This window comes from Anaerobacillus alkaliphilus (assembly GCF_004116265.1).
In the GTDB taxonomy this organism is placed as follows: domain Bacteria; phylum Bacillota; class Bacilli; order Bacillales; family Anaerobacillaceae; genus Anaerobacillus; species Anaerobacillus alkaliphilus.
Map to the genome: position 1 here is coordinate 135,432 of NZ_QOUX01000046.1, position 11,527 is coordinate 146,958.

Below are 11,527 nucleotides of genomic sequence, written 5' to 3' on the forward strand. Positions count from 1 at the left end.
TTCTCCTTGTCTTAGAATAGTTTTCAAAAACTGTCTATCCAAGGTTATTTTTTACTTCCAGGCAGGTTTTATGCATCACTTTTCTTCTTTACTTCTTCATATGCCTCATGCAAGCTAGGAAACTTTCGCTTAATGGAGATTGGACGAAATGCATCCTTCGTTACACAAACATGTTCGCTTGTCCCGGCCACACAAAGCTTTCCTTCTTCATTTAAAATTTCGTAGCCATAGGTTACCTTAATACTGTTATAATCCTCCACCCATGTTCTTACTTGTACTGTTTCACCATACCTCGCAGGATACTTATATGAAAACTGTAAATTTACAACTGGCGAGAGTATTCCCTCTTTTTCTAAATTTGCATAGTTAAACCCCATATCCTCAATTAAGCTTGTCCGACCGATTTCACACCAAACTAGATAATTGGCATGGTAGACAACACCCATTTGGTCTGTTTCAGCATATCGAACCTTAATATATTCAGTAGTAATTAACAAATGTTTTCCCCCTTAGAATAGTTTTTCGAAGTCCTCAATCATAAGCTCAGTTAATTCTCTAGTTGTTAATTCTCTTTCATCGCTCATGATACGATGCGAATGCTGTTGTATGGCTAAGTCGACAAGGTCTTTTGCATATCGACCGTTACTTACTGGCTGTACTTCTGTTACTTTTGATTGTAAAAGAGTAAAGACATCATTCGATATTGTATATCCATATTCCTTGGCGTTTATTTTAATCATCTCTACTAATTCTTCGGTAGAGTAATCTTTAAAATGAAAAAACTTTTTAAAACGAGACTCCAATCCAGGGTTACTAAGCAAGAGTTTATCAACTTCACTTGGATAACCGGCCAAGATCACAACTAGATTGTCATTTTGTTTCGTCATTTCTTCTACTAATGTATCAATCGCTTCTTTTCCAAAATCCCCTTGATTTCCAACAAGTGAATAGGCTTCGTCGATAAATAATACACCACCTAACGCTTCTCTAATCTTCTTCTTCGTTTTCAGTGCTGTTTGACCTGTAAAACCTGCGACAAGATCTCCTCTTCCAACAACAACAAGGTGCCCCCTTTTTAATAAGCCAAGCTCTCTTAAAATTTTTGCATAGATTTTGGCTACTGTTGTTTTTCCTGTGCCTGGATTTCCAGTAAAAACAGAATGTAGTTGAAGAGGTACCGTTGGTAGTTTCTTTTCACGGCGAAGCTGTTGAACTTTTACAAATGAAATTAATGATTTTACCTCTTGTTTCACTTCCTCTAATCCAACAAGCGCCTCTAGTTGTTGAGTACCCTCTATTTCTTCCTCATCTAGATGGTGACTTTTCACATCATCTTTATTTAAAATTGTGAAATCCTCGCTTTGAATAGGTTCTTGCAGACCAACGACTGAACCCTTTTGAAAAATAGCATCAAGCACAATGTTTTTGACCGTCCTGGCATTTCCAAACGTAGAATCGACCTGTTCTTCTTCAATTCGTTTCCTCAACTCAATGATTGCATCCTCAGAAAAACTAAAATCATTATCTAAGGCAATGCCTTCCGCTATCTCAATCAATTCATTGACAGAGTAATCTCGTAAATGAATATGATTGCTTTCTGGAAAGCGACTTCTAAGCCCAGGATTGGACCAGAGAAACTGTCTCATTTCTTCTGGATACCCAGCTAAAATGACAGCAAACTGTCCTACGTACTCGCTATTAGTCATTGCTGATACAAGCGTATCAATCGCTGTTTGACCATAGTCATTTCCACTACTATCTACCCTTTTCAAACTATATGCTTCATCAATAAATAACACTCCACCGACTGCTTGTTTAATAACATTCATGGTGTTTTCTTCTGTTTGCCCTACATAACCACCTACTAAGTGAGAACGGTCCACTTCGATTACCTCTTCACGTGGTAAAATACCTAACTCAAAATAAATTTTTGCTAATAGCCTGGCTAATGTTGTTTTTCCTGTACCAGGATTTCCTGTTAAGATCATGTTCAAGCTTAGTTCATCTTTTAACTGATAGCCTTTTTCCTTACGGATTTTCTGATACATTAAGTAATGATATAGTTTCTCCACTCGAAGTTTTACTTCATGTAGTCCAACCATCTTTTCTAATTCAGTTAATGCGGTTTGATCCTCGTTTATCTTTATTTCGGCTTGTCCAATTAACTTCTGCCAGTTTTGGTGTAGACGTTCGATTTCTGCAATTGACTTTTTAACCTCCGACAGTTGTGCTTGTGAATAATAAATTCCTTTTACGGAGTCAGAATAAGCTTCCGTTGACTTAACGATCGTTCTTAATTCTCTCTTTAACTGCTGTAGAATATCAGCCAATTGTTCAAATCGAATAATTCGCTCATCGTCGTATACGCGCCTTGCTGCTAAAACTAGCGATTGGATGACACCTTCGAAATAGGTAGTCCTTTCAAAAAACTCATTAGCGATCTGAAGATAATCACTAGCCAACTTTTTCTTTGCATTTCCATGATCAGTTTCACGTATTTGTGGAAATTGAGTAGGAAATAACGGTGTCATTACTTGCATTGAATATATTTTAATAAAAATATCATTAATGACTGGATCATTAGAGTCAACTTCCATCGCCTTATCTAACCAGCTCAAAGTTACTTGATCAAGTTCGTTTACTCTTACAAATCTCCCGTATGCGATTAATGCATATAGTTTTGCCCTTAATTTACTTCCTTTTGCTGGATGTATTTCTAGCTTATCAACCACCTGCAAATACCTTAGTAGTTGAGCTTCCTTCACATGTTCAATATTATGACTCCATTTTTCTATCGATTGTTCGATTTGCTCTATAGTAAAAGTATGATTCATCTTGCCACCTACCTCACGGAAAACTATTGACCTTATCTTATCATTTTCTCGTTAAATATTCTCTAAGACAAAATAAAAAGGATAAGAAAAAATGTTTTCTTACCCTTTTAATGACGAATATTTTTTAGGTAGCTATCGATTTCACCGAGATATTGTGCTAATTCGTTTTTGTTCATTTCTCTACTTTTTTGCTTTAGTGTTTTGGAAATTAAATGTAGCTCATCTTTTAGGCCTTCTACCCTAAACCCTTGATCTATATAATTTCTTACCCTTTTATAATAAGCGACGATTTCACTTGTACTCATTTGCTCATAATTCATACCCAAAGCCAACTCCTTAAATATTTCTGTATAGTAAAAAAGGTTATAATATTATCTATTCTAATGGTTCAAATTTTGTGCTTCAAACCTTTTCGTTCCTCAAAATTTTCACTATTTCGACTCTAGGTAATGCTTTCTTAGTATAATAAAACATATTCTCTCGTGAAATTATTGATTACTTGTCCAACTATCCACTGATACATAAAGAAAAAGTAAACTTTAATTTATAACATAAAAAAAGAAAGCCTGTGGCTTTCTTTTTGATAATTTGTCGAATTATTTTTCTTTAGGCAAGTTTTTTTTCTATTTTTTCCTTTTTTGTCTTTGGTAGTTTCTTATAGGTACTGATTGTAACTCCACTTAAAACGAAACAAGCTCCTACTATGTGTGGAAGTGTTAATGCTTCACCTAAAATAAGACTTGCTAGGACTACAGCTGAAATCGGCATAAAGTTAATAAAGATAGAGGCCTTTGCTGCCCCAATTTGCTGAATTCCATAATAATACATGATAAAAGAAACAACCGTTACAAACACACTCATGTGACCAATTGCTACCCAAGCAGATAAGGTACTATCAGCAAGATCAGTAAAGGAAGTCTCTACCAAGGCAAAAGGAAGTAAAAGAATCGTTCCAAATCCAACAGCATACGTTGTTGAAACAATCGAGCTATATTTTTTTAAGACTACTCTTCCAATAACGCTATATAAAGCCCAGCAAACGACTGCCCCAAGTAAAACAGCATCAATAGCTTCAAATCCCATAGTTAGAAATACTTCAAGGTGTCCGTTGGTTATAATAAAAGCTACACCTAGCAATGCCAGAATTAATCCTATCACTTGATTACGAGAGATTTTCTCTTTTAAAAAAATTGCTGAAAGAATAATGATGAGAACTGGGTTGGAGGCAATAAATAACGAACTCTTTATCACTGGTGCATGTTTACTAGCAATAAAAAAGAAGATATTATAAAGTGCAATTCCAGTTAATCCAAGCAACGCAAATAAAAACCAATCTTTTTTCGTAGGTTTAGGAATATCTCGTTCTAAATACCACATTAATGGAAACAGGAGCAATGCAGCACCAAGAAACCTAAAAAATGCAACAGTAGCAGGTTCAAAGCTTTCAATAGCGACCTTTCCCGCAATAAAGGCACTACCCCACGTACTAGTTGCTAAAGCTAACATCAAATAAATGAGCCATGTCTTCTTTGTTTTCATGATATCCCTCTTTATTTTTTTTCGTTACTCGAAATATAACGTAACTGAACGAAAATTTCCATACTTTTTTCTCAAAAAAAATTACCTATTATCTTCTAATGACAATAGGCGTTTGCAAATAACATATCTTTCATAAAACCTCCAATATCCTCTCTATCCTTATTATAAAAAACTACTGGATGAAGTGTGTCCCATTGATGGGGGGATGAGGCAATATTGAAAAATGTCTTATTTTCTAAATTAATTCTTTTATATTGGCCTTCGTAACGAACTTCAACACTATCTACGTTCTCAGGACTATTAATGTGACCAAATGTAACAAAAGTAAAAGGATGATTACCTGTTAACCAGGGACCATCAGTTATTAAAAAGGTTCGGATTTTATATTCCGCTTCTTCTACACTTGTTCCACCAATGATTAAACGGCTATCAATAATTTTTCGGTATTCATTTTCTTCTTGGTACAGAAGTTCAGTCAATAATTGGTCTTGGTCAACGGTATAGAGAACGTACACGATATCCTCTTCTTTGAAACCGATTTGAAATATGGAAACGGACTGACTTGGGTCGTACCCAGTTTGTATCGCCTCTTCTATCGTCTGGAAACTTTCTTCATCTAGTATATAATCAATTTTTTTCGAGTTAGCGCCTGTTGCAAAAAACACATAGGAACAACCTAAGGCAATTAACGAGAAAAGTACGAATAGTCGTTTCATGATTTAGCCACCTTTAAATCCGAGTTAACCACTTAGTTTTATGGTATTATTAGCATAACAAAAACGCTACAAAATGAAAAGAACTAAATCTACATCGTTTCATCATAGATTTGTGGTAAAATTAAAAGCTCAAGGACATGTTTTACTTACCAAACAAATTCTAGGAGCGCCTTCATGCAAAAGATATTATTATTTTTATTTTATACGAGTATTGCCATCGCCATTTATGTTTATCAGGTACCCTTACTCCTTTGGTTTCAACAGACGAAAGAAAGCTCAATCTTCTTAACCATGTTTATCGGAACGTTATTTGCCTTATTCCCGATCATCCCCTTCCCGATTATTGGTGGGATTATCGGTGCGATGTACGGAACTTTTCTAGGTGGATTTGTTACTTGGGTTGCCTCCACTCTTGCGTCGCTGATCATGTTTCTTTTTATTCGTTACGTATTTCAAAGTTGGGGTCTGAAAATTATCAATCGCTATGAAAAACTCGATATGATTACTCGCATGTTTGAAAGAAATGCATTTATCACGATTTTAGTATCTAGATTAATTCCTTTTATTCCGTCAATTATCGTAAATGCATATAGTGCAGTTAGCCGAGTCTCCTTCCTTAGCTACGCAGTAGCCTCTAGTTTGGGGAAAATACCCGCGATGCTTCTTTTTGCAGTCTTAGGCCATTCACTTGTTTCCTCGAACCAGGAGGTTGTGATTGTTATTGGTATCTACGCACTGATCATTGTGATGACTATTTACTTTTATTCCAAATGGAAAAAATCTCTCAACTAATAAAAAGGATGACCCAATCTCAAATTGGTTCATCCTTTTTTAGGTTTGGAAGTAGATAATTTTGGAATTAATCCAAAAACAAAGTTTAACCAAAATTGCTCCTATAAAAGCCCCTAATGTGTTTAGGATGACATCATCAATGTTTGAGACACGATAGGTGAATAGAAATTGACTACTTTCAATAGCTATCGAAAAAAACATAGCTAATACTGTGGTAGAAAAAATCGATTTCCTTAACTTTTTTAACGCTATAGGGGCTAAAAAGCCAAACGGCATAAACAAGATAACATTACCAACTAAGATTTTTAAAGGGTCTATAATCGTCGGACTATATACAGCAATTCGATAAATACTACGGAATGGAATAAAATTGTAATTTCTACCTCCAGGTCCAACTGGGCCTAATGATGCTCCGTAGTTCCATGCAAATAAAGTCACATAAATAACGAGTGTTAAATATACAAAGAAACTTATAAGTAATAACGTTTTTAATTTGATTTGACGCCGTGATTTAGTTCGCTTCGTAAGTTGGTCTTTTTTTTGTGGATGAATTTGGAACACTTCCTTAATTAAAGTCCGTGGGTGTTAAGATTGGCATTAATCACCGATTTTATGTTGGATACTAATACCTCTAACATACATGAACAAACTGTTTCTCCTCTATTATTAACGGTTCTCGTCCCTTTTGACAAGTATTATTTTCCGTAAATCTTAGACAACCTTCGCGATAGGTAAAAGCTTACAGACTGTTACATAGTAAGTCGAACATACTAGTAAGTAGCAGACCATTTTTAACTAAGGAGTGAGGCGTCCAATATGCACACTATGTGGAAAGGTTCTATCAGCTTTGGTTTAGTCCATATCCCGATCAAATTGTTTTCTGCTACGGAAAACAAAGACATTAAGCTTCGCATGATTCACAAAGAATGCAATAGCCCGATAAAGTACGAGCGTACCTGTCCTGTATGTGATAAAGAGGTTGAAAGTAGTGAGATCGTTAAAGGCTATGAATATGAACCAGGAAAGTTTGTATTACTCAATGAAGATGATTTAGAAAAAATTGAGCTAGAACAAAACAAAAGCGTTGAAATTATTGACTTTGTCAAATTAGAAGAAATTGATCCGATCTACTTTAACCGATCTTATTTTATTGGCCCCAATGAAAATGGCCAAAAAGCCTATATGCTTTTAAAACAAGCCATGGAGAAATCAGGAAAAATTGGAGTAGCAAAAATCACCATTCGTTCCAAACAACACCTGGCAATTGTCCGTGTATTCAAAAATGCTCTTGTTCTGGAAACCATGTATTTTCCGGATGAAGTTCGCAATATTGATCAAGTTCCAGGGGTACCTGAGAATATTGAACTAAGTGAGAAAGAAATGGAAACAGCTATTCAATTAATTGAACAATTAACAACACCATTTGAACCGGAAAAATATACTGATGATTATCGTACTGCACTGATGGATTTAATCCAGGCGAAAATCACTGGTAATGAAATTGAGACTCCAACAGAAAAACCGCAAACAAATGTTGTGGACCTAATGGAAGCGCTTCAGGCTAGTATTGACCAAACAAAACAACCGACAAAGCGTAAAACAACAAGGAAAAAGAAAGCGACTGGTTAAACTTGAAAGTAATGAAGCCAATGCTCCCATCTTTGGTTACTGAAATTCCTGAAGGTTTAGATTGGGTTTATGAAGTAAAGTACGATGGGTTTCGAGCTATAATTTATATAGATGAAACGAAAGTAACAATTATGAGTAGGAATCAAAATGTTTTAAATGAGCAATTTCCTGAAATTGTAGAAGGCTTCATAGCTTACCAAAAATCGTTACAGGCTCCCATTATTTTTGATGGGGAACTGTGTGTAATTGAAAATGACTATAAAGCTAATTTTGATAAAATTCAAATTAGAGGTCGACTAAAAAATAGTGAAAAGATAGAGGATGCAAAAAAAACTACACCTGTAACATTTATGGCCTTTGATGTACTAATGGAAAATGGTGAGTGGCTAACTCATAGACCTTATGAAGAAAGAAAAAAACGTTTAGAGGATACCGTTAAGAATATTCAGGAAGACAAACCGTTTCTAAGATATGTACCATATTACAAGGATCCGCAAAAATTATGGTCCAAAATTTCCCAAGTTTTTGGCGAAGGGATCATTGCTAAACGGCGGCAAAGTCTCTGGCAAGAAGGCAAGAGAACGAACCAATGGGTAAAGATTAAAAATTTAATGATCGCCTCATTTTTTATTCTCGGATATGATGAGGCAAATTCTTTTTTCCATATTGGCTGCCTTTATAAAGGAGACATAAAACTTATTGGTAAAGTTGGCCAAGGTTTTACGAAGGAAGAAAAAGAAGCTTTAGTGGCTATTATAAAAAAAAATGCGGAAAAGACTGTTCAAAACTTGATTTGTGTAAAACCTAGCATCTGTATTGAAGTAGAATTTCTTGAAGTAAGCAAGAATGAACTTAGACATCCAAAGTTTCGACGATTTCGTTTTGATAAGAATTGGGAGGAATGCACGTGGGAAGCCATACCAAAACTAGGTCAGAATTAAGCATTGACGGTGTCCAAGTTGCTCTAACAAATTTGGAAAAAGTGCTATGGCCAAAAACTTCCATTAAAAAGTATGACTTTTTGAAGTTTTTAACCGTCGTAGCTCCTCATATGCTTCCATTTCTAAGAGATCGTCTACTTACCGTTATTCGTTTTCCAAATGGGGTGCTACATGAGTCGTTTTACCAAAAAAACTGTCCGGATTATGCACCTGAATTTGTAAAAACGGTTCAAAGAGAAGGAATAGATTATATTGTTTGCTCAAATTTACCAGCACTTTTTTGGTTAGGTAATCAGGCTGCCATTGAATATCATATTCCTTTTCAAACGATTAAAAGTAATGATCCAAGTGAGATCGTACTTGATTTAGATCCACCTTCACAAAACGAGTTTTCTCTTGCAGTAGAAGCAGCGCTTATTTTAAAAGAGGTTTTTGACAGCTTAAAGCTCCTTTCCTTTATAAAGACATCTGGTAATAAGGGCTTGCAGATCTATTTACCTTTGGACGGAAGCTTTTCCTACGCCCAAACACGTGTATTTACAAGTTTTATTGCTACGTTTTTAGAGACAAAATATCCAAAGTCATTTACCACTGAACGTCTAAAAAAAAATCGAAACAATCGACTCTATATCGACTTTCTTCAACATGGTGAGGGGAAAACAATTATCGCTCCTTATTCTCTTAGGGGAAATGAGAATGCGTTAATGGCAACTCCACTTCACTGGTCGGAGGTTAACGAAAGCTTACGGCCTACTGATTTTCCTATGGAAGAAGGAATAAGACGAATTTCTAATGGGATTTTACCCTTTGAGAATTTCTTTGAAGCAAAACAGAAACAACCGTTTGACATGGTCTTAAAAAAACTTACCTCAAGTGAATAAAGAGGCTTACTCGTTTGAGTAGCCTCTTTATTCGTGAGTTTAACCTTTTGGAGGAACGTAATCTGGATGTTCATTCCCTTTTGTAGCCATTTTCTTACCACCATTTATATCAGACTCCCTAGGTTGTGTACCCAAGTGTCTTGGACGAAACTTTGCATTATTTTGAGCTGTTTTCTTCATTGTTCACTCCCCCTTCCATGATATTAATATTTACATAGTAAGGGTAGTGTATGTATGGTGTTTAAGCTCTTCAGAATAAAAAAGTTGGAAAACCCAACTGGGCTTTACCAACTTTCTTTTAATCGTTCATAATGTTTGTTGTCAAGACGCTCTTCAAGTTTTTCCATCGCCTCTTCATCATTTAAGAGTTCTGTTTTATTTTGATTTACTAAATCATCAAATGACATTTTTTTTATTTTTCTCATTAAGATCAGCCCTTTGTTAGTTTGTATGTACAACCATTATGATCTTATGAGCTCTTCTTTAAACCTAATTATTTGAAAATTTCCTTTTTTATATCCTCCTCTCGTTTGTTCATTTGGCTTACGTATATTTTCCCACTCTCATCCATCGTCATTAAAAAGCAATCCGAATGGTGGCGGATGCCTCTTTTTTGAAGCTGCTCCTCAAGCCAACCTTTGGTACCTACTTTCTTCAAGTTCGCCTCGATTACCTTACCGTCTTGGATTAGAACTGTTGGGTAACCTTTAGGTGATGTTTGTTTTAACATGTCATTTGGTGTTAGTGCTTGATATTGACTTTTCTTGATGACGCTAATTTGACCGTTTGACTCTAAGACTGCATAATCAACTTCCGATAAATCAGAGGCGTCTTGAAGGCGCATATCCATAAGAAGTGACTCCACAGTAATTTTGGCTTTTGTTAATTCTTTATGAAGAATTTTCCCTTTTTCAATAATGACAATAGGTTCATCTTCAATAACACGTCTAAACCGAGGTGTTTTTAATGCAATATAGGATAAGAATAAATGTAATCCAGCAATGACTGCAGCAGCAGCAAACGGACCAGATAAATCTATTCCACCATCTGCTAACGGCTCTCCAACAACATCTCCGATAATTACTGCAAAGAGAAAATCGATTGGATTAATTGCAACCATCGAACGTTGACCTAAGACTTTGATGATGATGAATATATATACATAAACAATCGTAGCCCTAATTATAAATGCATAAACAGGTAAAGTCTCAGATCCTGTCCAAAATTCAAACATACCTAACTCATTCCCTTGTTAATCATTATTAGTAAGAAAGAATGTAGAGTTTATATAGTGAAACTCTACATTCTTTAAATTTATGGATTTTGGTTAAACTGTGGTTCTTCTTGAAGGATCTGTTGATAACGTCCCTCAAGTCTAGTTACAATACCACGTTGTTGTTCTGCTAATTGACTATATAATTGTTTCATTTGTTGATTTTCAGTTTCTAGAGTAAATTGTGTTAAACTTGCTTCTACACTTAATGCCGATGCGATTGCCTGCTGCATTTGAGTCTGAACAGTCAAGTAAAGAACCTCCTATTTATCTTCGTTATTGTCTCTTACTTGGGAGAATACTTCTAACTCAGATGCATGATTCGTTTTTCCCATTTTCTTTTTGTTATTGTTTCTTTGGGCATTTGCATTCCCTTTTTTCTGTCTTCCCATATGAGATACCCTCCTTTTTTCAATTCATATATAGTATCTTCAGGTACAACCCAAAATATTTGACGTTTTAAGAGTATTTCCAATGCATTTTATTATTAGCTCAAGTTAATGATAATAAGTAGGATAGGTAAGGAGGCAAAATGAATGAGTGAAATGACAAATAAATCGATTGAGTTTCTACTAAAGGAATTAAATAGTTGGGTAGGTTCTGAAATTACCATCGAAAAAGAAGAATTAAATGATTTAGATAAAAACACCATTGCATTAAGTGGCGTTGAAATTGTGAGGCAATTAGAGGATGACGATGATTATGTGGATCCTTACACGATTCAATTGCAGGGTCATGGATCTGTTATAAAAGACGATCGATCATCAGTTGACCTTCCTCTAGATAGTTATGAGCTACCATTACACCAATTAGAGTCAATTGAGGCTTCTGCAGAACTGCTAACGATCAAAACAGACCGGGCTAAGTACACATTAAAGAAATAAAAAAAGGCTAGTTTCTAAAGGGTTACCCCATTAGAAAC

16 protein-coding genes are annotated in these 11,527 nt (G+C 35.3%); 5 read left to right on the forward strand and 11 right to left on the reverse strand.

Going from position 1 to position 11,527, the window contains the following annotated elements:
* Window positions 1–68 precede the first annotated feature (68 nt).
* The 5 genes from DS745_RS15910 to DS745_RS15930 form a co-directional block, all read right to left on the reverse strand.
* On the reverse strand, window positions 69–497 hold the full coding sequence (locus DS745_RS15910; RefSeq protein ID WP_129079227.1) for an acyl-CoA thioesterase: 429 nt from the start codon (window positions 495–497) through the stop codon (window positions 69–71).
* A 12-nt stretch (window positions 498–509) separates the two neighbouring features.
* The gene (locus tag DS745_RS15915) at window positions 510–2,834 is read right to left on the reverse strand and encodes an AAA family ATPase (protein ID WP_129079228.1); all 2,325 of its coding nucleotides are present in this window, start codon (window positions 2,832–2,834) and stop codon (window positions 510–512) included.
* 107 nt (window positions 2,835–2,941) lie between these two features.
* Window positions 2,942–3,154 carry a hypothetical protein gene (locus DS745_RS15920; protein WP_129079229.1) on the reverse strand — a complete coding sequence of 71 codons (213 nt, stop codon included), beginning with the start codon at window positions 3,152–3,154 and terminating at the stop codon, window positions 2,942–2,944.
* Window positions 3,155–3,440: 286 nt separating this feature from the next.
* Window positions 3,441–4,373, reverse strand: coding sequence for a DMT family transporter (locus DS745_RS15925; RefSeq protein WP_129079230.1), 933 nt, complete (start codon window positions 4,371–4,373; stop codon window positions 3,441–3,443).
* 95 nt (window positions 4,374–4,468) lie between these two features.
* Window positions 4,469–5,089, reverse strand: a complete 621-nt coding sequence (locus DS745_RS15930) for a hypothetical protein (RefSeq protein ID WP_129079231.1) — start codon at window positions 5,087–5,089, stop codon at window positions 4,469–4,471.
* A 174-nt stretch (window positions 5,090–5,263) separates the two neighbouring features.
* Here DS745_RS15930 and DS745_RS15935 point away from each other — a divergent pair, with 174 nt between their 5' ends.
* The gene (locus tag DS745_RS15935; protein ID WP_129079232.1) at window positions 5,264–5,881 is read left to right on the forward strand and encodes a TVP38/TMEM64 family protein; all 618 of its coding nucleotides are present in this window, start codon (window positions 5,264–5,266) and stop codon (window positions 5,879–5,881) included.
* A 39-nt stretch (window positions 5,882–5,920) separates the two neighbouring features.
* Here the strand turns inward: DS745_RS15935 and DS745_RS15940 are convergent, their stop codons facing one another.
* Window positions 5,921–6,442 carry a VanZ family protein gene (locus tag DS745_RS15940; protein WP_241657848.1) on the reverse strand — a complete coding sequence of 174 codons (522 nt, stop codon included), beginning with the start codon at window positions 6,440–6,442 and terminating at the stop codon, window positions 5,921–5,923.
* Between the two features lie 255 nt (window positions 6,443–6,697).
* Between DS745_RS15940 and ku the strand changes: the two genes are divergently transcribed.
* Genes ku through ligD (DS745_RS15955) form a run of 3 tightly spaced genes read left to right on the forward strand, consistent with a single transcriptional unit; the run spans window position 6,698 to window position 9,332 of the window.
* Window positions 6,698–7,510: a non-homologous end joining protein Ku gene (ku, locus tag DS745_RS15945; RefSeq protein WP_129079233.1), complete on the forward strand. Its 813-nt coding sequence runs from the start codon at window positions 6,698–6,700 to the stop codon at window positions 7,508–7,510.
* 11 nt (window positions 7,511–7,521) lie between these two features.
* Window positions 7,522–8,451 (forward strand): non-homologous end-joining DNA ligase, encoded by a 930-nt coding sequence (ligD, locus tag DS745_RS15950; protein ID WP_241657879.1) that lies wholly within the window; start codon window positions 7,522–7,524, stop codon window positions 8,449–8,451.
* Window positions 8,418–9,332, forward strand: coding sequence for a non-homologous end-joining DNA ligase (gene ligD / locus DS745_RS15955; RefSeq protein ID WP_161568288.1), 915 nt, complete (start codon window positions 8,418–8,420; stop codon window positions 9,330–9,332). Before ligD (DS745_RS15950) ends, ligD (DS745_RS15955) begins: the two co-directional genes overlap by 34 nt.
* Before the next feature lie 39 nt (window positions 9,333–9,371).
* Here ligD (DS745_RS15955) and DS745_RS15960 read toward each other — a convergent pair whose 3' ends face one another.
* The 5 genes from DS745_RS15960 to DS745_RS25400 form a co-directional block, all read right to left on the reverse strand.
* The gene (locus DS745_RS15960) at window positions 9,372–9,512 is read right to left on the reverse strand and encodes an acid-soluble spore protein N (protein WP_129079236.1); all 141 of its coding nucleotides are present in this window, start codon (window positions 9,510–9,512) and stop codon (window positions 9,372–9,374) included.
* A 104-nt stretch (window positions 9,513–9,616) separates the two neighbouring features.
* Window positions 9,617–9,757, reverse strand: a complete 141-nt coding sequence (locus DS745_RS15965) for an FbpB family small basic protein (RefSeq protein ID WP_129079237.1) — start codon at window positions 9,755–9,757, stop codon at window positions 9,617–9,619.
* Between the two features lie 68 nt (window positions 9,758–9,825).
* Window positions 9,826–10,566: a DUF421 domain-containing protein gene (locus tag DS745_RS15970; protein WP_129079238.1), complete on the reverse strand. Its 741-nt coding sequence runs from the start codon at window positions 10,564–10,566 to the stop codon at window positions 9,826–9,828.
* Window positions 10,567–10,646: 80 nt separating this feature from the next.
* Window positions 10,647–10,856 carry a DUF1657 domain-containing protein gene (locus DS745_RS15975; protein WP_129079239.1) on the reverse strand — a complete coding sequence of 70 codons (210 nt, stop codon included), beginning with the start codon at window positions 10,854–10,856 and terminating at the stop codon, window positions 10,647–10,649.
* Between the two features lie 12 nt (window positions 10,857–10,868).
* Complete coding sequence (locus tag DS745_RS25400) at window positions 10,869–10,997, reverse strand: hypothetical protein (RefSeq protein WP_277750929.1); 129 nt, start codon at window positions 10,995–10,997, stop codon at window positions 10,869–10,871.
* 144 nt (window positions 10,998–11,141) lie between these two features.
* Between DS745_RS25400 and ymzB the strand changes: the two genes are divergently transcribed.
* Window positions 11,142–11,489, forward strand: a complete 348-nt coding sequence (gene ymzB, locus DS745_RS15980) for a protein YmzB (RefSeq protein ID WP_129079240.1) — start codon at window positions 11,142–11,144, stop codon at window positions 11,487–11,489.
* Window positions 11,490–11,527 lie beyond the last annotated feature (38 nt).

Bases quoted from the DNA above. Each gene is read 5' to 3' on its own strand.
- ku (WP_129079233.1), top strand. From the start codon at position 6,698: ATGCACACTATGTGGAAAGGTTCTATCAGCTTTGGTTTAGTCCATATC.
- DS745_RS15915 (WP_129079228.1), bottom strand. From the start codon at position 2,834: ATGAATCATACTTTTACTATAGAGCAAATCGAACAATCGATAGAAAAA.
- DS745_RS15930 (WP_129079231.1), bottom strand. From the start codon at position 5,089: ATGAAACGACTATTCGTACTTTTCTCGTTAATTGCCTTAGGTTGTTCC.
- DS745_RS15925 (WP_129079230.1), bottom strand. From the start codon at position 4,373: ATGAAAACAAAGAAGACATGGCTCATTTATTTGATGTTAGCTTTAGCA.
- DS745_RS15970 (WP_129079238.1), bottom strand. From the start codon at position 10,566: ATGTTTGAATTTTGGACAGGATCTGAGACTTTACCTGTTTATGCATTT.
- DS745_RS15965 (WP_129079237.1), bottom strand. From the start codon at position 9,757: ATGAGAAAAATAAAAAAAATGTCATTTGATGATTTAGTAAATCAAAAT.
- ligD (WP_241657879.1), top strand. From the start codon at position 7,522: ATGAAGCCAATGCTCCCATCTTTGGTTACTGAAATTCCTGAAGGTTTA.
- DS745_RS15920 (WP_129079229.1), bottom strand. From the start codon at position 3,154: ATGAATTATGAGCAAATGAGTACAAGTGAAATCGTCGCTTATTATAAA.
- DS745_RS15960 (WP_129079236.1), bottom strand. From the start codon at position 9,512: ATGAAGAAAACAGCTCAAAATAATGCAAAGTTTCGTCCAAGACACTTG.
- DS745_RS25400 (WP_277750929.1), bottom strand. From the start codon at position 10,997: ATGGGAAGACAGAAAAAAGGGAATGCAAATGCCCAAAGAAACAATAAC.
- DS745_RS15935 (WP_129079232.1), top strand. From the start codon at position 5,264: ATGCAAAAGATATTATTATTTTTATTTTATACGAGTATTGCCATCGCC.
- ymzB (WP_129079240.1), top strand. From the start codon at position 11,142: ATGAGTGAAATGACAAATAAATCGATTGAGTTTCTACTAAAGGAATTA.